The organism is Sedimentitalea nanhaiensis DSM 24252, from assembly GCF_000473225.1.
Taxonomy (GTDB): domain Bacteria; phylum Pseudomonadota; class Alphaproteobacteria; order Rhodobacterales; family Rhodobacteraceae; genus Sedimentitalea; species Sedimentitalea nanhaiensis.
The window spans coordinates 4,140,885-4,164,530 of the sequence record NZ_KI421509.1 but is presented as its reverse complement, the minus strand read 5'-3'; the positions used below and the strand labels follow the sequence as shown (position 1 = coordinate 4,164,530).

24 protein-coding genes, 1 pseudogene and 1 riboswitch are annotated in these 23,646 nt (G+C 60.3%); of the genes and pseudogenes, 19 read left to right on the top strand and 6 right to left on the bottom strand.

The window, feature by feature from the left end; genetic code table 11:
• The first annotated feature begins 2 nt into the window (after positions 1 to 2).
• Complete coding sequence (locus NANH_RS26990; protein ID WP_051372564.1) at positions 3 to 1,097, top strand: C45 family autoproteolytic acyltransferase/hydolase; 1,095 nt, start codon at positions 3 to 5, stop codon at positions 1,095 to 1,097.
• Positions 1,098 to 1,183: 86 nt separating this feature from the next.
• On the opposite strand, the gene NANH_RS0122625 is transcribed toward NANH_RS26990, so the two are convergent.
• The gene (locus tag NANH_RS0122625) at positions 1,184 to 1,408 is read right to left on the bottom strand and encodes a hypothetical protein (RefSeq protein WP_027264084.1); all 225 of its coding nucleotides are present in this window, start codon (positions 1,406 to 1,408) and stop codon (positions 1,184 to 1,186) included.
• Between the two features lie 545 nt (positions 1,409 to 1,953).
• A riboswitch (TPP riboswitch) is annotated at positions 1,954 to 2,042 on the top strand.
• A gap of 43 nt (positions 2,043 to 2,085) precedes the next feature.
• On the opposite strand from NANH_RS0122625, the gene thiM reads away from it, so the two are divergent.
• From thiM to NANH_RS0122590, 7 genes are read left to right on the top strand one after another with little or no spacing between them, the layout of a single operon-like run.
• Positions 2,086 to 2,859 carry a hydroxyethylthiazole kinase gene (thiM, locus tag NANH_RS0122620; RefSeq protein WP_027264083.1) on the top strand — a complete coding sequence of 258 codons (774 nt, stop codon included), beginning with the start codon at positions 2,086 to 2,088 and terminating at the stop codon, positions 2,857 to 2,859.
• A complete protein-coding gene (gene thiE / locus NANH_RS0122615) occupies positions 2,859 to 3,494 on the top strand; it encodes a thiamine phosphate synthase (RefSeq protein ID WP_027264082.1) in 636 nt (211 codons plus the stop codon). The genes thiM and thiE overlap by 1 nt, the downstream gene beginning before the upstream one ends.
• A complete protein-coding gene (thiD, locus tag NANH_RS0122610) occupies positions 3,491 to 4,309 on the top strand; it encodes a bifunctional hydroxymethylpyrimidine kinase/phosphomethylpyrimidine kinase (protein ID WP_027264081.1) in 819 nt (272 codons plus the stop codon). The genes thiE and thiD overlap by 4 nt, the downstream gene beginning before the upstream one ends.
• Positions 4,306 to 5,244, top strand: coding sequence for an ABC transporter substrate-binding protein (locus NANH_RS0122605; RefSeq protein ID WP_027264080.1), 939 nt, complete (start codon positions 4,306 to 4,308; stop codon positions 5,242 to 5,244). The genes thiD and NANH_RS0122605 overlap by 4 nt, the downstream gene beginning before the upstream one ends.
• Positions 5,241 to 5,927, top strand: a complete 687-nt coding sequence (gene tenA / locus NANH_RS0122600; RefSeq protein WP_027264079.1) for a thiaminase II — start codon at positions 5,241 to 5,243, stop codon at positions 5,925 to 5,927. Before NANH_RS0122605 ends, tenA begins: the two co-directional genes overlap by 4 nt.
• Entirely contained in the window at positions 5,924 to 6,649 is a 726-nt protein-coding gene (locus NANH_RS0122595; protein WP_027264078.1) for an ABC transporter ATP-binding protein, read from the top strand. Before tenA ends, NANH_RS0122595 begins: the two co-directional genes overlap by 4 nt.
• On the top strand, positions 6,646 to 7,377 hold the full coding sequence (locus NANH_RS0122590; RefSeq protein WP_027264077.1) for an ABC transporter permease: 732 nt from the start codon (positions 6,646 to 6,648) through the stop codon (positions 7,375 to 7,377). The genes NANH_RS0122595 and NANH_RS0122590 overlap by 4 nt, the downstream gene beginning before the upstream one ends.
• Positions 7,378 to 8,146: 769 nt before the next feature.
• On the opposite strand, the gene NANH_RS0122585 is transcribed toward NANH_RS0122590, so the two are convergent.
• Complete coding sequence (locus tag NANH_RS0122585) at positions 8,147 to 8,956, bottom strand: DeoR/GlpR family DNA-binding transcription regulator (RefSeq protein ID WP_027264076.1); 810 nt, start codon at positions 8,954 to 8,956, stop codon at positions 8,147 to 8,149.
• 211 nt (positions 8,957 to 9,167) lie between these two features.
• Here NANH_RS0122585 and NANH_RS0122580 point away from each other — a divergent pair, with 211 nt between their 5' ends.
• The 5 genes from NANH_RS0122580 (at position 9,168) to NANH_RS0122560 (ending at position 16,646) form a co-directional block, all read left to right on the top strand.
• Complete coding sequence (locus NANH_RS0122580; RefSeq protein WP_169730254.1) at positions 9,168 to 10,109, top strand: ABC transporter substrate-binding protein; 942 nt, start codon at positions 9,168 to 9,170, stop codon at positions 10,107 to 10,109.
• 140 nt (positions 10,110 to 10,249) lie between these two features.
• Positions 10,250 to 11,272 (top strand): quaternary amine ABC transporter ATP-binding protein, encoded by a 1,023-nt coding sequence (locus NANH_RS0122575; RefSeq protein WP_027264074.1) that lies wholly within the window; start codon positions 10,250 to 10,252, stop codon positions 11,270 to 11,272.
• Positions 11,269 to 13,320, top strand: coding sequence for an ABC transporter permease (locus NANH_RS0122570; protein WP_051372563.1), 2,052 nt, complete (start codon positions 11,269 to 11,271; stop codon positions 13,318 to 13,320). Before NANH_RS0122575 ends, NANH_RS0122570 begins: the two co-directional genes overlap by 4 nt.
• Entirely contained in the window at positions 13,317 to 14,198 is an 882-nt protein-coding gene (locus NANH_RS0122565; RefSeq protein WP_027264072.1) for a phosphotransferase, read from the top strand. Before NANH_RS0122570 ends, NANH_RS0122565 begins: the two co-directional genes overlap by 4 nt.
• Before the next feature lie 9 nt (positions 14,199 to 14,207).
• Entirely contained in the window at positions 14,208 to 16,646 is a 2,439-nt protein-coding gene (locus tag NANH_RS0122560) for a GcvT family protein (RefSeq protein WP_027264071.1), read from the top strand.
• Between the two features lie 7 nt (positions 16,647 to 16,653).
• On the opposite strand, the gene NANH_RS0122555 is transcribed toward NANH_RS0122560, so the two are convergent.
• Positions 16,654 to 17,580: a hydrogen peroxide-inducible genes activator gene (locus NANH_RS0122555; protein WP_027264070.1), complete on the bottom strand. Its 927-nt coding sequence runs from the start codon at positions 17,578 to 17,580 to the stop codon at positions 16,654 to 16,656.
• 232 nt (positions 17,581 to 17,812) lie between these two features.
• Between NANH_RS0122555 and katG the strand changes: the two genes are divergently transcribed.
• Complete coding sequence (gene katG, locus NANH_RS0122550; protein WP_027264069.1) at positions 17,813 to 20,029, top strand: catalase/peroxidase HPI; 2,217 nt, start codon at positions 17,813 to 17,815, stop codon at positions 20,027 to 20,029.
• 268 nt (positions 20,030 to 20,297) lie between these two features.
• Here the strand turns inward: katG and NANH_RS28750 are convergent, their stop codons facing one another.
• From NANH_RS28750 to NANH_RS29120, 3 genes are all read right to left on the bottom strand, one after another.
• Complete coding sequence (locus tag NANH_RS28750; RefSeq protein ID WP_154665590.1) at positions 20,298 to 20,453, bottom strand: hypothetical protein; 156 nt, start codon at positions 20,451 to 20,453, stop codon at positions 20,298 to 20,300.
• Between the two features lie 349 nt (positions 20,454 to 20,802).
• A complete protein-coding gene (locus tag NANH_RS29005; protein ID WP_169730244.1) occupies positions 20,803 to 21,072 on the bottom strand; it encodes a hypothetical protein in 270 nt (89 codons plus the stop codon).
• A gap of 50 nt (positions 21,073 to 21,122) precedes the next feature.
• Positions 21,123 to 21,308, bottom strand: coding sequence for a hypothetical protein (locus NANH_RS29120; protein WP_027264068.1), 186 nt, complete (start codon positions 21,306 to 21,308; stop codon positions 21,123 to 21,125).
• Positions 21,309 to 21,678: 370 nt separating this feature from the next.
• Between NANH_RS29120 and NANH_RS0122530 the strand changes: the two genes are divergently transcribed.
• The 5 genes and pseudogenes from NANH_RS0122530 to NANH_RS29870 all read left to right on the top strand — a co-directional run.
• Complete coding sequence (locus NANH_RS0122530) at positions 21,679 to 22,119, top strand: Hsp20/alpha crystallin family protein (protein ID WP_027264067.1); 441 nt, start codon at positions 21,679 to 21,681, stop codon at positions 22,117 to 22,119.
• A 27-nt stretch (positions 22,120 to 22,146) separates the two neighbouring features.
• A complete protein-coding gene (locus NANH_RS0122525) occupies positions 22,147 to 22,548 on the top strand; it encodes an Hsp20/alpha crystallin family protein (protein ID WP_027264066.1) in 402 nt (133 codons plus the stop codon).
• A gap of 37 nt (positions 22,549 to 22,585) precedes the next feature.
• On the top strand, positions 22,586 to 23,071 hold the full coding sequence (locus NANH_RS0122520) for an Hsp20/alpha crystallin family protein (protein ID WP_027264065.1): 486 nt from the start codon (positions 22,586 to 22,588) through the stop codon (positions 23,069 to 23,071).
• Positions 23,072 to 23,125: 54 nt separating this feature from the next.
• Positions 23,126 to 23,356 carry a hypothetical protein gene (locus NANH_RS29115; RefSeq protein ID WP_027264064.1) on the top strand — a complete coding sequence of 77 codons (231 nt, stop codon included), beginning with the start codon at positions 23,126 to 23,128 and terminating at the stop codon, positions 23,354 to 23,356.
• Between the two features lie 18 nt (positions 23,357 to 23,374).
• Positions 23,375 to 23,518, top strand: a pseudogene (locus NANH_RS29870) (transposase); the annotation flags it as partial.
• Positions 23,519 to 23,646 lie beyond the last annotated feature (128 nt).

Sequence of the window (23,646 nt, the reverse complement as noted above, 5' to 3'; positions counted from 1 at the left end):
CCATGCAGATTGTTGACTGTTACGGCACGCCATCCGAGCGCGGACAAATGCATGGCGAGACCCTTCGCACCGCCATCGCAGAGGCTTTGGCGGCATGGGAGGCGGCGACCATGCGCGCCCTCGGAGATCGGGCTCCGGCCAGTTTTGATGCCTATTGCACGGGCTTTCTTGAAAATACGACGCTGATGGAACATGCGGCAAGAGCGACGCCCGATCTTCACGCCGAAGTTCTCGGTATCGCCGGGGGGGCCGGGCAGCCGCCGGCCCGCATCGCGGCCTACAATCTGATGGATGAACAATGGTGGTATAACGCGCTGCCGACAGCGCCGCCACCGGGGTGTAGCCTGGTCGCCGCGCCCATGGCCGGTGGCTATCTGCTGGCGCAGAACATGGACCTGCCTGCGCATATGGAAGGCGCGCAGGTGGCGCTGCGGTTGGCGGGGCCGGACACTCCACAGCAGATCGTGCTGAGCGCGGCGGGTCTGATCGGATTGACCGGGATCAACGAGACCGGGCTCGCGGTGGGGGTGAACACCCTTTTGGTGCTGAACCATGCATCCGACGGTCTGCCCGTCGCATTTGTCACCCGGCACACGCTGGCCGCGCGAAGCCGGAAAGAGGCGCGTGAACGCCTGTTTGACACGCAACACGCCAGCGGCCAACACTTTGCCCTGGTTTCAAAGGACGGCATCACCTCGCTGGAAGGCGCGGCCAGCGGGACGGCAGACCTGCCGGTTTCGGATGATCTGCTGTTGCACACGAACCATCCGCTGGCCAACACCGGCATCGACAAGAGGGCCGAGGCACGGCTCACTCAGGCGGGTTTCAACCGCAGTTCGGTCACGCGGCTGGAGTGGCTGGAACAGAACCGCGCACGCATCGTCGATGCCCGCTCTGTTCAGGCAATCTTCGACGATGACACTGCACCAATTTGTATGCGGGCCCATACCAATGGCGGGTCCAGCACCTTCGCCACGGTTCTGTATGAATTGACGGAACGCCCCACGGTTCGGATGCGAAAAGGCATGGCGGGAAGCGGCGCTTGGCATCAGATACCCTTTGAGTTCTTTCGCAAATCTCGCAACGCCACGAGCTGATCGCGCTGTTGGACATAGTTGTCCAGCGCGTGCCGCGCATTGCCGGAACGCGGATTGGCCGGACGCATCGAATTTTCGCTTGTGAATCAGTGCGCGACTTCGATGCCGTCCAGTGTCGCCGAGGCTGAGCCGAAGGGTTCGAAGCCTTTCATTCGCTGCCCGGCAGGCGATTGCGAAGCAATCTGCCGAAAAGGGGGCTGCGTCAGTTTCTTGCTGAACCGGTGGTCCTGTACAATGATGTTGCTCAGATATGTGACCTGTAAAACGTAGATCGGCCAGACCCAAGCGTTCAACAGCAGTCGCCAATTCATGTTCTGTATTCCGACCCGATTTGGCCGCTCTTGTCGATCATACCCTGTCGGGCAAGCCGTTGTTTCCGATTGCGCGGGCGAAGAATGCGGTTGCTGTCGCTTCATCGCGATGTTCGGACCGGATGAAATAAGGGGCTTTCCGTGCTTGCCGAGGGGTCTGTAAACGTGGTTTCAACCTTGGTCTAACTCTCGTCCATGCACCAGGATACAGTTCTATTCCATTTCCTTTTGTGCGCTTCAATCGCGATGAATGGCGAGAACATTGTCACCCGGCAATTTCCCTTTGTCCGGCCGCTGAAACCGTCTCGAATTCCGTGAGGGATGCCTTTGCCGAATATGGAGCGGAACACCAAACGGCCAGGCCCCTGGAAATTTTGCGACAGAACCTGTTGTCCGGTATAGCCGCGCTGACGGCACATGTCCTGACACAGCCCACATCGAAAACCCTAAACAGATCGGTCTTTCGCTGACCGAAGAGAGACGCCTACTATTTAGATATCAGACCATTTTGATGTTTGACGACACCAGGCAATCCATTTAGTTACCCCAAGTACCGGGGGCGCTGCAAAGCTGAGACGTACCCTTTGAACCTGAACCAGATAATGCTGGCGGAGGGAGGTCTTGCGTTCATGCACCACTCGAACGTTGTCTTCTTTTGCTACTAGAAAGAAGATTTTATGGACCCCCGAAACCTGCTCACTGCGCTTCGCGATCAAAAACCATTGGTGCATTGCATCACAAATTACGTGGCTATGAACGTGGCGGCAAACGTTGTCCTTGCGGCGGGTGCATCGCCCGCGATGGTTCATGCCGAAGAAGAAATCGCGGAATTCACGCCGATTTGTGGCGCGTTGACGATCAATATTGGTACCTTATCGGCCGGGTGGGCCGCCAGTATGAAAACTGCCGTGCGTGTGGCGAATGATCATAACGTTCCGTGGGTTCTGGACCCCGTCGCGCATTTCATTTCGCAATACCGCAAAGGTGTAGCGCAGGATCTTCTGGCGTTACGTCCCGCCATTGTCCGGGGAAATGCGTCCGAAATTCTGGCTTTGGCTGGTGAAGCGGGGGAGGGTAAAGGTGCCGATAGTGGCGACGCTGTTGAGGCGGCGGAGAACGCAGCCCGCACACTTGCCAGCGCGTATGGGACGGTTGTCGCGGTGACCGGTCCAGTTGATTTCGTCACGGATGGGACGCAAACGGCCAAAGTCTCTGGCGGGTCTGCGATCATGCCGTCGGTCACCGCATTGGGCTGTTCGCAAACCGCGCTGATGGGGGCATATGCTGCTAGCGGCCCTGCGTTTGATGCAGCCCTTGCCACGCTGGCCCATTTTAAGGTCGCAGGAACAAAAGCCGCTGAAAAGGCCGCCGGGCCGGGCAGTTTTCAGGTGCATTTTCTAGATGCCTTGACCGCAACCCAACCCAGTCATCTGGCAAGTGCGATCGCCTGATGGATGTACTTCGCCATCAGTTGCGGCTCTGTCTGGTGACCGACCCCGGGCTTTGCCGCGCCATCGGTGTGGTCGAGACTGTCCGCCAAGCGGTGGCTGGCGGCGTCACGATGGTACAGCTGCGCGACAAGCACGCCACGACGTCTGCGCGGATCGCGACGGCTTTGGCGCTCAAAAGTGTTCTGGCGGGCACCGGCGTGCCGCTGATTATCAACGATGACATTGAGGCGGCGACTGCCGCAGACGCAGACGGCGCACATATCGGGCAGGGTGACATGCCGCCCAGCGAGGCGCGGGCGTTGCTGGGGCCGGACAAGATCCTCGGCCTGTCATGTCAAACGCCACAAACGGTCAGGGCTGCGGATGTGACGGTCGTGGATTATCTGGGCCTTGGTCCGGTGTTTGGAACGGCCACCAAGACGGATCATGAACAGCCAGTTGGCTTTGATGGGTTGACCCATCTTGTGTCGCTTGCGTCCTTGCCCACGGTGGCGATCGGCGGGTTGAAGGCCCGGCACCAAAGCGACGTTCACACAAGTGGCGCGGATGGCATGGCTGTTGTCTCTGCCATCTGCGGTCAGCCCGACGTTAAAAGCGCCGCCCAAGCTTTTGCCAACATGGGGCCTGCAACATGATTCCCAACGTATTGAGCATTGCGGGATCTGATCCGTCAGGTGGCGCAGGCATCCAGGCCGATCTCAAAACAATCTCCGCCAACGGTGCTTTTGCAATGGCCGCCGTGACCGCGCTGACGGCACAGAACACGCAAGGTGTCAGTGGCATTCACCTGGTGCCGCCTGACTTTGTGAAAAGTCAGATACGAGCGGTTTTTAGTGATATCCGTGTGGATGCCGTGAAGGTTGGCATGATCGCGAACGCTGACATCGCGCAGGCCGTTGCAACGACCCTTGCCCCGCAAAAAGTGCCAATCGTCCTCGATCCAGTGATGATCGCCAAAGGCGGCGCGGCGCTGTTGCAACCTGATGCAATCGCCGTTCTACGCGATGCATTGTTGCCCATGGCCACCGTATTGACGCCCAACTTGCCCGAAGCCGCGCATTTGCTTGGCACCGATCCTGCAACCACACGCACTCAGATGGAGACCCAGGGTCGCGCCCTTTGCGCGCTTGGGCCTACGGCGGTCTTGATGAAGGGCGGCCATCTGAATGATGCGGACAGCCCTGATTGTCTTGTCACCACACAAAGCGTTGTCTGGCTTGAAGGCCCGCGCACCCAGACCCGCAACACGCATGGAACCGGGTGTACGCTGTCATCTGCCATCGCCGCGCAACTGGCAAAGGGTCGGGACATCGCGGCAGCGGTCGCTGCCGCCAAGTCTTATGTCGCGACCGCAATTGCCCACGCTGATGATCTGGACGTCGGGTCAGGCTGCGGACCCACCCATCATTTTGCCGCCCTTTACGCAGTTTCAAAAGGATCGCTTCCATGAAATCTATTCTGTTCGCTTCTGCCCTGTCAGTCTGCGCCGCACCGCTCTATGCTCAGGACAAGATGACGCTCTTGCTGGATTGGTTCGTCAACCCAGACCACGGCCCGGTAATCATTGCGCAGCAAATGGGTTATTTCGCCGACTTCGATCTAGAGATGGAAGTCATCGCACCGGCGGACCCGTCTGATCCGCCCAAAATGGTAGCAGCGGGCCAAGCTGATCTGGCGATTTCCTATCAACCGCAATTGCACCTGCAAATCCACGAAGGCCTGCCTCTGCTGCGTGTCGGCACGCTGATCGCGACGCCGCTCAACTGTTTGCTGGCTCTAAAAGACGGTCCGATCAAAACGCCTGCCGATCTGAAAGGGCGCAAGGTCGGTTTTTCCGTTGGCGGCGTGGAAGAGGCGGTGCTGGGTCAGGTTCTGAACACCCACGGTCTGACGCTGGATGATGTGGAATTGATCAACGTGAACTGGTCATTGTCGCCGTCTCTAATGTCTGGCCGGGTCGATGCCGTAATCGGCGGGTTCCGCAATTTCGAACCGAACCAGATGGATATCGAAGGTGTGCCGGGGCGCTGCTTTTATGTCGAAGAGGAAGGCCTGCCGCCGTACGACGAACTGATCTATGTGGCCAACCCCGACACGATGGATGCAGATATGATCCGCCGATTTCTGACCGCGACCGAAAAGGCCACCCAATACATCATCAATCACCCGCAAGAGGCGTGGACGATTTTCTCCAGCACGGCACCAGAACTGCAAGATGAACTGAATAAACGCGCATGGGCTGACACATTGCCCCGCTTTGCCCTGCGGCCCGCTGCCATGGACGCAGGCCGCTATGCGACGTTTGAAGCATTTTTGCACGACGCGGGCCTGATCCCCGCGATCAATCCGGTTTCCGACATTGCAATTGATGTGACTGCGCAATGAGCGGGCACCTTTACGGAAAAACCTTTGAGCTGTGGCGGGCCGGTTGCCCTGATGTGTGGCGCGACTATACCCACCATGCCTTTGTCGAAGGGCTGCGCGACGGGACGCTGCCGAGCGCGGCGTTCCTGCACTACCTGATCCAGGACTATGTGTTCTTGGTGCATTTTGCGCGCGCATGGTCGTTGGCCGTGGTGAAAGCGGAAACACTGGATGAAATGAAGGTCTGTGCCGGAACCGTGGATGCGTTGGTCAATCATGAGATGACGTTGCATGTCAAAACCTGCGCGGCAGTGGGCATTGATGAAGCCACACTGTTCACCGCGACCGAGGAGTTCGAGAACCTCGCCTATACCCGCTACGTGATGGATTCGGGGCTGCAAGGTGACTTTCTTGATCTGATGGCCGCGCTTGCACCTTGTTGTTTCGGTTACGGGGAAATCGGACAGCGTCTGGCGGGGTGTGCGGCTCCTGACACGCCCTATCATGGGTGGATCAACACCTATGCGGATGACGACTATCAAACTGTGATGGCGGCAGTGGGCCAGATGATCGATCACGCGATTGCGCGGCGGTTGGGGGATGATCCGGTGCAATCTGTGCGTTGGCCGCACCTACAGCAGCGGTTCACGACCGCTACCAGGCTTGAGGTTGCATTCTGGGGCATGGGGTTGAGAGGAGCGTGACCGATGCCCCTTCAATCCATGTAACCGGCAGTCATGAGATAGATGGAAAACGACTGTTTGGTCCCATCGATGTGATCCTTCCTGCAGGCCAGTGGACTTGCGTGCTTGGGCGCTCTGGTGTGGGGAAATCGACGTTGCTGCGGTTGATTGCCGGGCTGGACTGTGCCGGTTTGTTCGCGGGCGAAATCACCTCCTCTGACGCGCGAACCCTTGATGGGCGGATCAGTTTTATGGCGCAGTCCGACCTGCTGTTGCCATGGCTCAGCGTGTTGGACAACATCGTGCTGGGTGCGCGCCTGCGCGATGACGTGCCTGACATGGTGCGTGCCAAAGATCTGCTGGCGCATGTTGGCCTTGACGATCACCGCGACAAAAAACCCACAGCGCTTTCGGGTGGGATGCGCCAGCGTACGGCCTTGGCCCGTACCTTGATGGAGGACCGTCCTGTCGCGCTTTTGGACGAACCATTCTCGGCGCTTGACGCGAGCACGCGGGCGGACATGCAGGAATTATCGGCCCAAATGCTTGCCGGAAAGACGGTGCTGCTGGTGACGCATGATCCGGCAGAGGCCGTGCGGCTCGGGCACCGGATCATTGTTCTGACAGCGCAGGGGGCATACCCTTGGCAACCGCCGCAAACGGCACCAATCCGCGATCAATATGCACCTGAGACAACTGCATGTCAGGCTGATCTGCTTGCGCATCTGCGGGGTCAGCGATGAGCACCTTGCGCTATGCCTTGGGCGTTGGCGTCTTTGGGTTGTTGATCTGGCAAGCCCTTGTCTGGATCACAGGTGTGCCGCATTTCATCCTGCCTTCGCCTTGGCGGGTGACTCAAGCGGCTTGGGACAACCGCATGCTGATAGCCGAAAATGCGGTTGTGACTGCGACAGAGGTCGGCCTGGGGCTTTTGATCGGTACAATTCTGGGTGCGGTGACGGCGATCCAGCTGGCCGCGTCCCAGCGGATGCACCGTTTGGTAATGCCGCTGTTGGTTTTCACCCAGGCGGTGCCCGTTTTTGCGCTCGCGCCCATCCTGACGCTTTGGTTCGGGTATGGTATCGCATCAAAGGTCACGATGGCCGTGTTGATCATCTATTTCCCCGTGACGAGTGCGTATTATGACGGGCTGACACAGGTGCCGCGCGACATTCTGGATATGGCGCGGACGATGGACAGCACCAAATGGCAGGTTATGCGCAGGATCAGGATACCGCACGCCTTGCCGTCGTTAGGCACGGGTCTGAAACTGGCCGCGGTCTATGCCCCAATCGGAGCGGTCATTGGTGAATGGGTTGGGGCGTCCAAAGGTCTTGGGTACTTGATGCTACTGGCGAATGGCCGGGCAAAGACCGACCTGATGTTTGCCAGCCTGATCACGCTGGCGCTGATGACAATTGCATTGTATGCCGCCGTCAGCAAAGCCTCTTCGGCTTTCAGCAGGGCATAGAGCTCTTGCCGCAAATTCCCCGGTTGGGCATTGACGGACAAATCTGGTGAGGTCCGGATTTCGCCTTATCGCAAATGGATTTATCCTGCGGCTTCCGTGACCTATATACCAAGAGCCGCGCAACGATTATGCGCCGTGCGATACGGATTTGGATTTCTGTAATCTGGCGGTCGACGTCCCGCACCATGAGCGACGGCCCCAGGTGTTTCCGGCGAGTCCCCGGCAATCCGCCAGGGAAGCGGTATAGCCGTCGACGTTTGCCGCTCTGCAGTGGCGGCCAAGCCATCTCCCGCTCTACGCGCGGCAGACCACGCTTTTGGCGCGACTGCGCTGTGCGCTTGCGACCATCTCCGTTGCAGAACGAATTCTGTTCAGAGCGAGATGCGCGCGCCCAGAACCGCCGGGCGAAATCCACTCCGTATCGTGAGATGGGCAAGACCTCGCGGCACGAGCATGCCGCTACAACCCGGGGTCGCGACTGCGCCTATCTAACCGTGAAACGTCGACTATGAATATACTGGCATGAACGGTTGCTCGCGGGTTCCGGGCGATCTGTAGCGCGAAGGCCAGTTCACTACCGCGATGGAACCGGGCCTGTTACGCGCCTATTTCGGGCGCGATCCAAGAGCCGCGGTGTTTGGACCGCGTCGTGATCTACACGGCCATGTGTAATTTTCTGTGGATGCTCTGGGGTTGCCCCAACACGTCGGCGGCACCTTTAGGAGGATTCCCGGGCATATTCGACCGGTGCCGGGTGCAAGGGTCACAGTCACCGGCTGGGAGCATCGGTTGGACGCGGCCCGTCGGACACGATCAGGTCGATGTCATGCCGGTCCAGCATGCGGGCAATATCCTGAGGTGGGGATTTATCGGTAAACAGCATGTCGATCTGCGCGGCCTGATCCAGCGAGACCGGCGCACGTTTTCCAAACTTTTCACTATCGGCCACAACGATGCGAACCTGCGCGTTCGCAGCCGCGACGCGGGCAACATTTGCCTCTTCCAGATCGTGCAGCATGAACCCGAGGTCGGCGTTTACTGCGCCAACCGAAAACACCGCGAACTGGACGTTCAGACGCCCAATCAGATCCAGCGCCTCGGCTCCAAAAGCGCCCCCGTCATGAGGCCGCAATTCGCCGCCGGCCAGAAAGACCTGGTTGGAGTTGCGGGTCGCAAGGGTCTGAGCGACGAAGACGGAATTGGTGACAATATGCAGGCCGCGGTGCCGACGCAGCGCCAGCGCTACGTATGCGGTGGTCGAGCCGATATCAAGAAACACCGAATCGCCATGGCCAATGGTATCCGCGACTGCGGCGGCCAACCGTTGTTTGGTGGCGGCATGTATGTCCATCCGGTTCTGAAATGGCGGCTCGTGCAGCTCATCGATGAGATGCACGCCACCATGCACCTTGCGCACAACGTTGTTTTCCTCAAGCGAGCGAATGTTGCGGCGGATGGTTTCGTTAGCAACGCTTAGCCGGTCGGCAAGATAGCTGACCCGGCACGAGCCACCGGCAAGCCGGATCTCGCGCAGGATTTCTTCCTCGCGCTGATTGCTGGTTCTGCTCTTCTGCTGCACCGGAGGCTCCCAATCTAGGAATGGCTCAAAATACCACAAAAAGGTACGTTTAGAACATTTATCCGCGTCTGAATTTGTAATCCAGCAAAAAACGAAGGCGATTATTGTTGGAAAGTGTGGTTTTTATTGACAGTCCATGTGGCGTGCCGCATGTTTGTGTCCAACGCTGGTCCGACTGGCGTAAAAACGCTTCTGGGAGGGGGAAATGGTTATGAAATCCAAAGTGCTGGGCTTGGCGGTCGCATCGTTCGTGCTGGCCGCGCCGCTGATTGCCGAGGTCGAATCAAATGATCCAATCCGTCTGACGCTGCATGACTGGTCGGGTCAGCTGATCAACACCAAGATCATGGGCGCGATCCTGCAGCAGGCGGGTTACAATGTGGAATTCGTACAGGCCGATTATATCGCCCAGTTTGCAGGGCTGAAGACTGGCGACCTGCACGTGGCGATGGAAATCTGGGAAACCACCGGACGCGAGGCGCTGGATGAAGCCACCGCAACGGGTCAGGTCGTGAACGTCGGTGAAACCGGCATGTCCGCGATCGAGGAGTGGTGGTATCCGATGTACATGAAAGAGCGCTGTCCGGGGCTGCCCGACTGGCAGGCTTTGAAAGATTGCGCTGAGGAATTCGCGACCCTGGAAACCGCGCCGATGGGGCGCTATGTCGGCGGTCCGGTAACTTGGGGCGGGTTTGACGAAGAACGTGTCGAGGCGCTGGAGCTGGATTTCGAAGTGGTGCATGCGGGCACCGATGCTGCCCTGTTTGCGGAACTGGAATCGGCCTATCAGCGACAGGACCCAATCATTCTGTGGATTTATGTCCCCCATTGGGCCCCGGCAAAATACGACGGCGAATTCGTCGAATTTCCACCTTATTCGGCCGAATGCTATTCCGATCCGTCAGTCGGGGTGAATCCGGAAATGGCGTATGATTGTGGCAAGCCGCGCGGCCCGATCTGGAAAGCCGCCTGGGCTGGCGTTCAGGAAAAGTGGCCCGGTGCCTATGACATCATCGCCAATTACACCGTCAACAATGACGAAATGAGCGCGATGGTCGCCAAGGCGGATCTGGAGGGTGTCGATATTGACGATGTCGTCGCCAGTTGGATGACCGACAACAAGGATCGCTGGTCCGGCTGGGTCGGTCAGTAGCCGTGGTCAGCGGGGCTGCCGGTTTGGCTGGCCGCCCTGACGGACTGTTTTTATTGCCCCCATGCCCGATTAACCCGGATGATCGGGTCGGGTTCTGCCGGTGGGCCGAGTCGGTATCCCTCAGACACGCAAGGGCCAGCATGACAAGACCGATCAAACTGTCCTGCCGGAATGTGTGGAAGCTGTATGGCGCGAATGCTGACCAGCTTTTGCATAAGTCGCCGTCGCCCACGGACGCCGAAATCCGTGCGGCAGGGGTCATTGGCGCAGTGCGCGATGCCAGCATCGACATTGCCGACGGCGAGATTTTTGTCATCATGGGGCTGTCGGGCTCGGGCAAGTCCACCCTGGTGCGGTGTCTGGCGCGGCTGATCGAGTCCTCCCGTGGACAGGTGCTTTTCGAAGGGTCCGATCTGCTGCAGGCCAGCGACCGCGAGATGATCGAGATCCGGCGTCACAAGATGGGTATGGTGTTTCAGCATTTTGCCCTGTTGCCGCACCTGACCGTTCTGCAGAACATCATCTTTCCGCTGACTGTGCAGGGTGTTGGCGCACAAGAGACCAACACGCGTGGACGTGAGGTGCTCGAACTGGTCGGCCTGACAGGGCGCGAGGACTACTATCCGCGTGAATTATCCGGCGGGCAGCAACAGCGCGTCGGTATCGCTCGCTCGTTGGTGACGGAACCGGACCTTTGGTTTCTGGACGAACCTTTCTCGGCGTTGGATCCGCTGATCCGCCGCGAAATGCAGGACGAATTTTTGCGCCTGCAAGCCCGGCTGCACAAGACCATCGTGTTCATCACCCACGACTTTGACGAGGCCGTACGGCTGGCGGACCGGATCGCGGTCATGAAAGACGGCGAGATCATCCAGGTCGCCACGCCACAGGAATTGCTGCTGCGCCCGGCAACTGATTATGTCGCGGAATTCACCCGCCATATCCCGCGCGACAAGGTGCTGACGGTGGGGGCGCTGGTGGATGCCAATCTGACCGGAAGCGGCGCGGCGATCATGGCGGATGCCCGGGTGGCCGATGTGGCAGAGCGGATCATCGCGGCCGACACCGCCGTGCCGGTTGCGGATGTCGATGGGCGCATCGTTGGCGCTGTCGACCGGGTTGCGGTGGCCCGCGTGCTGTTTGGGACCGGGTCCGCCACATGACGCAGCGGGTGGCAAACCGGCACGCGTTTTCCGTCAACGGCGGGGCTGTGCGCTGGCTGACGCCGCGGCGCGCGATGACCTTGGGGCTGATCGCGCTGACACTTGTGCTGGGCAAATACGGCGGCGATCTTGCCAAGGCGCTGGACATGCGCTGGCTGGTTAAATTCCCCTCGGCCTGGACCGTCCCGTTCAAGTCACAGATCACGGTGGCGATGAAATGGCTGGTCGAAGATGCGCATGTCGGGCCGCTGGCCTTTACCGATTTGACCCGCGCCATCGCCTGGCTGATCGAACAGCCTTATCAGTTCATGGTGTCCTTTCTGGCCAAGGGCTTTTGGGCCGGGCAGGGTGCCGCGGCCACTGAAATCCTGCCTGCCGCCAGTTGGATCGCAGTCATCGTCGCGGTGATCGCGCTGGGGCATTATTGCCGCGACTGGGGTTTGGCCACACTGGCCGGTGGCTGTTTTCTGTACCTTGCGGCGTTCGGTCAATGGGACAGCGCCATGGTGACGCTGGCCTCGGTTGCGATTGCCGTTCCGATTGGGGCCGGGGGCGGGCTGCTGGTTGGCATCTGGGCCTATCGCCATCCGGTTGGCGAGCGGATCCTGTCGCCGATGCTGGATCTGATGCAGACCGTTCCTGTCTTTGCCTATCTGGTGCCGATCCTGTTTATGTTCGGTTTTGGCCCGGTCTCGGCGCTGATCGCCACCATCATTTATGCCACCCCGCCGATGATCCGGGTCACCACGCTGGCGCTAAAAGGGGTCGATCCGGAGATTGTGGATTTCGGTCGCATGGCGGGGACCACGCCGCGTCAATTGATTTGGCGGGTCCTGGTGCCGTCAGCGGCCAAGAGCATTATGATTGGGGTCAACCAGGTGATCATGCTGACGCTGAACATGGTGATCATTGCCTCGATGATTGGTGCCGGCGGATTGGGGTTCGACGTGCTGGCGGCGCTGCGGCGTCTGGATATCGGCGCAGGGTTTGAGGCCGGGCTGGCCATCGTGGTGCTCGCCATCGCGGTGGACCGGATCAGCCAGGCCTTTGCCCAGCAGGCGGGGCAGGCACCAACCGTACCCGCGGGACAGGGCTGGATCAGGCGGCACCGGCGCATGGTGCTGGTCCTGGTTGTGCTGGTCGTCGCCTGGTTGCTCGGGCGTCTGGTTCCGGCGCTGAAAGACTATCCCGAGGCCCAGACCCTGACCACCGGCGCATTCTGGAGCGAGGTCGTGCGGTATCTCAACATAAATTATTTCGATAGCTTCGAGGCGATCAAGGTTGCGTTCCTGACCTGGTTCATGCTGCCGGTCAAACAGATGGCGCTGGGAATTCCCTGGCCCTGGGCCATTGCGATGCTGGTGCTGCTCGGCTGGCGCGCCGGAGGGGCGCGGTTGGCGGTGTTGTGTGGCACATTGTCGGGGCTGATCCTGCTGGCGGGACTGTGGCCCAAAGCCATGATCACGGTCTATCTGTGCGGGGCTTCGGTGATTCTGGCGACAGTGATCGGGGTGCCACTTGGGGTTGTCGCCGCGCTCAGCCGACGTGGCGGGCAGGTGATCGGGGTGGTGATCGACACGCTGCAGACCTTGCCCAGCTTTGTCTATCTGATCCCGGTGGTGATGCTGTTCCGGGTCGGCGATTTTACCGCCATGGTGGCCATCGTTCTGTACGCGCTGGCCCCGGCGGTGCGCTATGCCGCCCACGGCGTGCGTAACGTCAGCCAGGACCTGATCGAGGCCGGGACCGTATCGGGCTGTAGCAAATGGCAATTGCTGCGCCTGATCCGCCTGCCGATGGCGTTGCCCGAGATCCTGCTGGGCATCAACCAGACCATCATGCTGGCGCTGTCGATGCTGGTGATCACCGCGCTGGTCGGCACGCGCGATCTGGGTCAGGAGGTCTATATCGCACTGACCAAGGCCGATACCGGACGCGGTCTGGTGGCCGGTCTCGCCATCGCCTTTATCGCCATCATTGCCGACAGGCTGGTCAGCGCGGCGGCACGCGGTGCACGCATCCGGTTTGGACTGGAGAGCCCGTCATGACCCCCCCCGATATTGTCGCCCGCATACGGGCTCTGCCCTGCTGGAGCGGTCCGGTCACGCCCGAACCCATCGAAGGCGGGATTACCAATGTCAACTATCGGGTGCGGGATGCCTCGGGCATTTTTGTGGTGCGGGTGGGCGAGGATATTCCGGAACATCATGTGATGCGTTTCAACGAACTGTCGGCCAGCCGTGCGGCCCATGCGGCTGGCGTGGCGCCGGCGGTGGTCTATTCCGAACCGGCGCTGACGGTGCTGGAGTTCATCGAGAGCCGCACAATGACGCCCGAGGACGTGCGCCACCCCGACATGTTGCCGCGTATTCTGGATCTGGTCACGCGTTGTCATCGCGATGTGCCGGCACACCTGCACGGTCCGGCACTAATTTTCTGGGTGTTCCATGTCATTCGCGATTATGGCGCGACGCTGATCGCGCGGGACAGTTCCCACGGTGCACTGGTGCCCGAACTGGTTGGTTTCGGCAACGCTCTGGAACGGGCCTCTGGGCCGTTTGACATCGTCTTTGGCCACAACGATCTGCTGGCCGCGAACCTGCTGGACGACGGTGAACGGCTCTGGCTGATCGACTATGACTATTCCGGGTTCAATTCGCCGCTGTTCGATCTGGGCGGGCTGGCATCCAACAACGGGCTCAGCCCGGCACAAGAAGACTGGATGCTGGAAACCTATTTCGCGGCGCCGGTGACGGATGCGTTACGGCACCGCTACGCGGCGATGAAATGTGCCGCTCTGCTGCGCGAAACCATGTGGAGCATGGTCAGCGAGATCACATCGGACATCGAATTCGACTATGCCGCCTATACGGCGGAAAACCTGGCGCGGTTTCGCGCCGCCCATGACAGTTTTCTCAACGGTTGAGGCAAGACAATGACTGATCTCCCCACATCGGCCAAGGCCATCGTCATCGGCGGCGGCATCGTCGGGTGCTCGACCGCTTATCACCTGGCCAAGCTGGGCTGGCGCGATACCGTGCTGCTGGAACGCAAGAAACTGACGTCGGGCACAACGTTTCATGCCGCCGGGCTGGTCGGGCAGCTGCGCTCGAACGCCAACATCACCCAATTGCTGGGTTATTCGGTGGATCTGTACAATCGGATCGAGGCCGAAACCGGGCTGGGCACCGGTTGGAAGATGAACGGCGGGCTGCGTCTGGCCTGTAACGCCGAACGCTGGACCGAGGTCAAGCGCCAGGCCACCACGGCGCATAGCTTTGGGCTGGACATGGAACTGCTGACACCCAGGGAGGCACAGGAACTCTGGCCGCTGATGAATGCCGACGACGTGGTCGGCGCGGCCTTTATGCCGACCGACGGGCAGGCCAATCCGTCCGACATCACCCAGGCGCTGGCCAAGGGCGCACGTATGGCGGGGGCGACAATTTTCGAGGACACCAAGGTCATCGATGTCGAGATCGACAAGGGCAGGATTCGCGCCGTCGTCACCGACCGGGGCCGGATCGAATGTGAACGGGTGATCTGTTGCGCCGGGCAATGGACCCGCGATTTTGCCGCGCGGTTCGGGGTCAATGTGCCGCTGGTGCCGATGCAGCACCAGTACATGGTGACCGAGCCGTTTGAAGGGGTGCCGTCGGATCTTCCCACCCTGCGCGACCCGGACCGGCTGACCTATTACAAGGAAGAGGTCGGGGGGTTGGTGATGGGCGGTTATGAACCCAACCCGATTCCCTGGGCCGTAGATGGGATTCCCAAGGGGTTCCATTATACTCTGCTGGACAGCAATTTCGATCACTTCGAACCGATGATGGAGCTGGCGCTTGGCCGGGTTCCGGCGCTGCAAACAGCAGGGATCAAAACCCTGACCAACGGACCGGAAAGCTTTACCCCGGACGGCAATTTCATCATCGGTGAGGCCCCGGAGCTGCGGAATTTCTTTGTCGGGGCCGGGTTCAACGCTTTTGGAATTGCCGCCGGGGGCGGGGCGGGCATGGCGCTGGCGGAATGGGTCGCCAAGGGCGAGCCTCCGTTCGATCTGTGGTCTGCTGACATTCGTCGCTTTGGCCGGCCGCATTTTGACACCGATTGGGTGCGCACCCGCACCATCGAGGCCTATGGCAAGCATTACACCATGGGCTGGCCGCATGAGGAACACGCCTCGGGTCGGCCCTGTCGCAAATCGCCGCTGTATGAGATCCTCAAATCCCACGGAGCGGTCTTTGGCGAAAAACTGGGCTGGGAGCGCCCGAACTGGTTTGCCGATACTTTGGGTGCACAGGACGACTACAGCTTTGGCCGCCAGAACTGGTTCGATGCCGTGGGCCGTGAACATGCGGCGGCACGCGAGGCGGCGGTGCTGATCGACCAAAGCTCGTTCGCGAAATTCGCACTCAAGGGGCCGGACGCGCTGGCGGCGCTGAACTGGATCTGCGCCAATGATGTCGATCGTCCTGTGGGTGCGCTGACCTATACCCAGATGCTGAATGATCGTGGTGGCATAGAATGTGATCTAACCATCGGACGCGTGGCCGAGGACGAGTTTTACATTGTCACCGGCACCGGTTTCGCGACCCGTGATTTCAACTGGATCAGCCGCACCATTCCAGAAGGATTGAATTGTCAGCTGTTCGATATCACTTCGGCCAGCGCGGTGCTGTCGCTGATGGGGCCGTGTGCCCGGGATATTCTGCAAGGGGCGACACGGGCTGATGTCTCTAACGCGGGTTTCCCCTTTGGCACCCTGCGCACGATTGGCATTGCCGGTTGTCCGGTACGCGCTCTTCGGGTGACCTATGTAGGCGAATTGGGCTGGGAACTGCATCTGCCGGTGGAATATGCCGCGACCGTCTACAGTGCGTTGATGCAGGCGGGGCAGGGCCATGGGTTGGCCAACGCGGGATACCGTGCCATCGAATCCCTGCGTCTGGAAAAGGGCTATCGCGCCTGGGGGTCGGATATCGGGCCGGATCATACCCCGCATGAGGCTGGGCTGGGCTGGGCTGTCAAATTGAACAAAAATATCGATTTCAAAGGGCGCGCTGCGGCACAGGCGCAACAACAGGATGGGGTGAAAAAGAGGCTGGCCGGGTTCACTGTCGACCCCCAGATCGTCTTGCTTGGGCGCGAAACCATTTATCGTGACGGTCAGCGCGTCGGCTGGCTGTCCAGTGGCGGCTATGGCTATACGGTCGAAAAATCCATTGGCTTTGGCTATGTCCGCAACCCGGATGGGGTTACGGCGGAATTTGTAACGTCAGGTGCGTATGAACTGGATGTCGCATCACAGCGGGTGCCCTGCCAGGTGCATCTTGCGCCGCTTTATGATCCGAAGATGCAACGCATAAAAGTCTGATTGCCCGCTAGGATGTATCTTGCGCCGGGTGCTGCTGACCGTAAAGCCCGGCGGCGGATTGGCGTACAGTTTCAGCAACCTCACTCAGCTGGGCGGCCAGGGGGCTGGTCTTGCGCCAGATCATCCCGACGGTACGGGTCGGCTGCGGGCTGTCGAACCGCGTGACAGACACCGGCGTGGCACCGGTTTCGACGGGCACTGCCATCTCGGGGATCAACGTGACGCCAATGCCAGCGCCGACCATCTGCACCAGTGTGGACAAGGAACTGCCGTCCAGTCCCTCGCGCGGCTGCGCCGAAGGCGCGCTGCAGAACGACAGCGCCTGATCGCGGAAACAATGGCCCTCTTCCAGCAGCAGCAGCCGCATGCCGCGCAGGGTATTGCTGCACGGAACGGGCTGGTCCTCATCGGCCGCGGGGCGGACCAGCACAAAGGCTTCGGAGAAGATCGCGACCTCGGTAAAGGCCGGTTCCGATACCGGCAGGGCGACGATGGCGGCGTCCAGCCGGCCCTCGGCCAGCTCGTGCATCAGCTTGCTGGTCAGGGTTTCGCGCACATGCAACTCAAGGCCCGGATAGGAGGCATCCAGCGCGCGGATCAGCGTCGGCAAAAGATAGGGGGCGATGGTCGGGATCACACCCAGCCGCAGCCGCCCCGTCAGCCCGTCATGTGCTGCGCGGGACAGGTCGGTCAGCTCGTCCACAGCGCGCAGAATGTCGCGCACACGCGGTGCGACCTCTTCCCCGAAGCCCGACAGGCGCACCTGGCGTGCACCGCGTTCGAACAGTTGCACGCTCAGAATCTCTTCGAGATCACGGATCTGCACCGACAGGGCGGGCTGTGAGATGGAACAGGCATCGGCGGCCCGCCCAAAATGGCCATGACGCGCCAGCGCCTCGAAGTATCGCAGCTGTTTCAGAGTTGGATGAGCCATAGGAAAAAATTATCGATTGGATCGGAAAATGCAACTTAATTCAATGAAATTGCCATGCTAGGGTTTGCCTGGCGAAACGGGGAAAAGGCGGCTGTCACGGCCTGCGCAGGACAACAGAAACAGCAAGACGATGAACCGGACGAAGTCATGAAACACAGGCTCCCGGTTCGCTTGGGCATATACAGACCTTTGCGGTCGCAAAATTTTGCACTTATCTAGACGGGAGAATATCATGGACGGTAACGACATCAACGCAGCGGGCAAATGCCCTGTCGTGCATGGCAACACCACTTTTGGCAGCGCCACCAACCGCGACTGGTGGCCCGATCAGTTGAATCTGCGGGTGCTGCATCAGAACTCGGCCCTGTCCGATCCGATGGGTGCGTCGTTCGACTATGCAGAAGAATTCAAGAAACTGGATTTTAAGGCGCTAAAGAAAGACCTGTATGCGCTGATGACCGACAGCCAGGATTGGTGGCCTGCGGACTATGGTCACTATGGTGGGTTATTCATCCGTATGGCCTGGCACAGCGCGGGCACCTATCGCACTGCCGATGGCCGGGGCGGGGCGACGTCCGGGTCGCAACGGTTTGCGCCTCTCAACAGCTGGCCGGATAACGTCAATCTGGACAAGGCGCGCCGCCTGTTGTGGCCGATCAAGCAGAAATACGGCAACCAAATCTCCTGGGCCGACCTGATCGTGCTGGCGGGCAATTGCGCCATCGAGTCGATGGGCGGGAGGACCTTTGGCTTTGGCGGTGGCCGCGCGGATGTCTGGGAACCCGAAGAGGACATCTACTGGGGGTCCGAACAGGAATGGCTGGCCACCAGCGACAAGCCCAACAGCCGCTATTCTGGCGACCGCGAGCTGGAAAACCCGCTCGCCGCCGTGCAGATGGGTCTGATCTATGTGAACCCCGAGGGACCGGACGGAAACCCCGACCCCGTCGCGTCGGGACGTGACATCCGCGAGACCTTTGCCCGCATGGCGATGAACGACGAGGAAACCGTTGCGCTGACAGCGGGGGGGCATACGTTTGGCAAAACCCATGGTGCCGCCGATGCGGCGCATGTCGGCCCCGAACCCGAAGGCGCAAGCCTGGAAAACATGGGCCTGGGCTGGATCAGCAGCTATGGCAGCGGCCATGGTCGCGACACCATCTCCAGTGGCATCGAAGGTGCCTGGACCCCGAACCCGACGCAATGGGACAATGGCTATTTCGACGTTCTGTTCGGATATGAATGGGAGCTGACCAAGAGCCCCGCAGGGGCGCAGCAATGGACACCAAAGGACCTGCGCGAAGAGGACATGGCGCCCGATGCCGAAGATCCGTCCAAAAAGGTGCCTATCATCATGACCACCGCCGATATGGCGATGCGGATGGATCCGGCCTATGAAAAAATCTCGCGCCGGTTCCACGCCAACCCGGATGAATTTGCCGACGCCTTTGCCCGCGCCTGGTACAAGCTGACCCATCGCGACATGGGGCCAAAGATCCGGTTCCTGGGGCCGGAAGTGCCCGAAGAGGATCTGATCTGGCAGGATCCGGTTCCGGCGCTGGATCATGCGCTGATCGACGCCAGCGACATTGCCGATCTCAAGGAAAGCATTCTGAACACAGGCCTGACCATCGCTGAGTTGGTACAAGCCGCCTGGGCCTCTGCCTCGACCTATCGCGGTTCGGACATGCGGGGCGGGGCCAATGGCGCGCGCATTCGTCTGGCACCGCAAAAGGACTGGGCGGTAAACCAGCCGGAACAGTTGTCCCGTGTGCTCGCCGCTTTGGAGGGCGTGCAATCTTCGTTCAACGCCTCGGCCAAGGGCGGCAAACAGGTCTCGCTGGCCGATCTGATCGTTTTGGGGGGCTGTGCGGCCATCGAGAAGGCGGCGCACGATGCCGGACAGGACATCGAAGTTCCCTTTGCGCCAGGCCGCACCGATGCAAGCGCCGAAGATACGGACGTCGAAAGCTTTGACGTGCTAGAGCCGGTTGCAGACGGATTTCGGAACTACCTGAAGACAGAATTCACCGTCTCGGCCGAAAACCTGTTGGTCGACAGGGCGCAACTGTTGACGTTGACGGCGCCCGAAATGACCGTGCTTGTCGGGGGGCTTAGGGTTTTGGGTGCCAACCATGGCGGTACCACCCACGGCGTTTTGACCGAGCGACCGGGGCAGTTGACCAACGATTTTTTCGTCAATTTGCTGGACATGGACACCGAGTGGAAACCGATGCCTGATACCCAAGGCGTTTACGAAGGGCGTGACCGCAAAAGCGGCGAGGCAAAATGGACCGGAACCCGCGTCGATCTGGTCTTCGGTTCGAACTCGCAATTGCGCGCCTTGTCCGAGGTCTATGGCCAAGGCGATGCCGATAAAAAGTTTGTTCAGGACTTTGTTGCGGCCTGGGTCAAGGTGATGAACGCTGACCGCTTTGACCTGGACTGACAATCACGGCCGGGTGCCCGTCCTGTTGGGTATGGACGCACCCGTGCGAGACGCTCTCCGTCGGATCGCATGCCCGATCGGTCTTGTTGCAGAGCCTGGTCGCCGTGCTACCCATGGGGAGACAAGCTCGTCGGACGGCTGAAGATTGGACATGAACAGAACGGCAAACACGAGTATACGGCTGCGCATCGCGCGCGACCTCGCGCGAAGAGCGGGCCGAGGCCGTGAACGCGATGCTGGACGAGCTTGGGGTTTCGCGCACGCGGCTCTACACGGCCGATGAGCCGGCCACCATCAACTCCTCGGCGTCTTCCTTGCGAATATGCCGGGGCTTGCGGACGAAATCGGAGATGCGCTTACGGGTGGGTGGCCGCGCTATGCGGGGATCGGGGTCGAGACCGAAGAGGTCGACGGGCGCGTGCATGTGCGCGGCATCCTCCACGGTGGACGGGCAACGTCTCGAAGGTGCGGGCGTTACGCCGGACCATTCCGTGCCTGCGCCGCTCGCCTACGCCGCCGGTGCAGACCCACGGCTGGGTGCGGAGGCACGGGTGTTCAGAGGCATGCCCAGCCGAACGGACCTTCGTAGACGGCGCAGCGAAGGCCCGGATTGTCTGTCTCCTTCCAGTTTGGTCACGGCGCAGCAAGCGGCGGTGTTTTCCAAAACGGCAGTTCGTGACCAGCGCGGCGGAGGTGCAGCAAGAGCCCATTTTACTTTTACCGAATGCTGCGTGTTGCGCGAATGTCCGGCATCGCGAGAGAGCCAATAAACTTCAAAAACGGTTTCTGTTTGAATAGGTTTTTTGGCAGCGTAAATCGGGGTGGCTTGGGTATATGCCAGAACCGACCGTTTCTGCATGAACACGGGCCGGACCGGGCAGAGTGCGACCGAAAATTGCGTCGATCACCTCCTTCACCGCATGGTTTATCCGCTCGGCAGTAGCATCGCTGTAGCGGCGGTTCCGCCAGGCGCCCTGATCAGTCGTGCCAAGGAAATTTGAGCGCTCGCTGTCATAGTTCACATGACCCAATTCATCGTCCATGACGTCCTTTCCCTCCAGCCGTGCGGCCATGTCGGGCGGCACGGTTGTCGTTACGAATCCGGCTTGCCATCCTGCGGCTCTCTGAAGGTGCCGCGGATCGTACCGCTGCCGATGACGACCTCCGCTAGGGCACCGTCATCCAAGTAGGTCTCGAACTTGTTGTAGGGGATCGCCTCGATGGTCTGGCTTTGCACCCAGAGATCGCGCAGCGGGACGACGCCGAAGACAGCCAGCAAGATATACCAGAAATTGATCTGTGCTTACCCGTCCATTGGTGTCCGGTTGTCGTCATTCAGCTTCTTCATAATAAAATCAGAAAGGGACCCTTGACAAGATTTAGCTCCATTCCCAGCTAGCTGTATGCGGGATGCCGCTTTAGGGTCCCGGAGATGTTGGAGCGATTGGATGCGTGTGCATTTGCAACGCATCATCCCCGTCATCGGTCGCGAGGCGCAGCGATCTGGCCTTGCGTATCGAAACACGTGGTCGCCATGCGTCTTCGTGCCGGATCGTGTTCCGATCCCCTCCCTTCGCGACAGTCCCGCAACAGAGCGGTCCGCGCCCCGATGCGGACATCCGATGTTGTGACCAGAGAAGGAGGAAGTGATGTTGAGTTATGGACTGTCCCCCGCCCAATGGGACCCCTTTGCGGAATTGCGGCAATTGCAATCGCAGATGAACCGCATGTTCGATACCGGTGCGCGCAGCGGGCGTGACGGCAACTGGCCGCCTGTCAATATGTGGCTGGGCGATGACAGCGTGGTCGTCACCGCCGAAATGCCGGGCGTCGCGCAGGACGATATCGACCTGACGGTGCGCGAAAACACCCTGATCATTGCAGGGGAGCGCAATCCCACAACCGGTGACGAGGATGCCGTATGGCACCGCCGAGAGCGCCCCTCGGGCGAATTCTCGCGCAGTATCCGCCTGCCGCTGCGCGTCGACCCCGACAAGGTCGAGGCACGGGCGAAGAACGGAATCCTTGAGATCGAGATGGGCAGGCCCGATGCCGAGCGCCCCCGCAAGATCAAGGTCAAGGCGAGCTGACCGATTGCAACGAGAGGAGGAAAGTTCATGACAAACGAAGTCACAAAAACCGGCGGTGACGTGGCACGCACCGAAGCCGAGGATACCCGCGATACCGGACCCGTCTATCGGCCCGCCACGGATATCTTCGAAAAGGACGACGTGGTGACGGTGGTCATCGACATGCCGGGTGTCACACCCGACAGCGTCGATGTCTCGGTCGAGAACCGGTCGCTGACCGTGCGCGGCAGCATCGACGCACCCGCGCCCGAAGGCTATCGGCGCATCTATGCGGAATACGCGCCGGGCACGTTCGAGCGGGCCTTCAGCCTGCCTGATACGATCGATGCAGGCAAGATCGACGCCACACACCGCGATGGCGTGCTGACGCTTACCCTGAAGAAGAGCGAAGCCGCCAAACCGAAACAGATCAAGGTCAATGCCGCGTAAGCGGCCCATGGCCACGAGCGAAAAGGAGGAAAGAACAATGGCATTCAGTGATCTCATCCCCTGGGGTCGGGACCGCAACCGCATGGCAGAGCGTAGGGGCGACGACGACAACCCCCTGATGTCTCTCCAGCGCGATCTTAACAGCGTGTTCGAGGATTTCTGGGGACGCTTTGACAACCCGTTCGGCGGCAGTCTGACGGCGGGCGGTCCGCGCACCGACATCTCGGAAACCGACGAGGCGATGCTGGTGTCGGTAGATCTGCCGGGGCTTGATGACAAGGATATCGAGGTGAACGTCACCGACGATATGCTGACGATCCGCGGCGAGCGTGAGGATAAGATCGACAAGGACGGCTTCACCTCGCAGTCGCGCCGCAGCTTCCACCGGATGATCCCGGTGCCGCCGGGCGTCGATGCCGACAAGGCCGATGCCGAATTCAAACGCGGTGTGCTGACCGTGACCTTGCCGAAAACCGAGGAGGCCAAGGCAAGGGTGAAGCGGATCGAAGTCAAATCTGCCTGACAGGTGCCGGGCCGCGCGGCCCGGCCCATTGGCTTTGCACGGGAGAGAAACGGCATGTCCTTCGTTCGTCGATTGTTTATCGTTCTGTTGTTGGCAATACCGATGGCCGCAGGTCCGGTAGCGGCCCAGGAAAACACGGTGCCAACCAACAAGGCAGGCCTGCGGACACTTGCGCCCATCCTGGAGGACGTGACGCCCGCAGTTGCCAACATCCCCGTCACGACACGTTCGCCGATGGAGACGAACCCGCTTTACAACGATCCGTTTTTCCGACAGATTTTTTGATCTTCTGGCGATACCCCCGAGTTCATCCGCCGCTTCCTGATCCACGTTCTTCCAGACGGGTTTCACCGCATTCGGCACTACGGCCTGCTGGCCAACATCGCAAAGATCCGCGCGTTGCTTTGCGTCGAGCCCCCTGAACAGGTCGCCGCGCCAGAACCACAGGCCGTGAGGTTTTCCAACGCAGGTCGTGGTAGCGCCAATGCGCCGCGACCCGCATCAGAAAACCTTCACCAAAGCGGACCTTCCCAGTATTCCACTTTGCTGCATTGCAGCTTAACGGAAGCGGATGT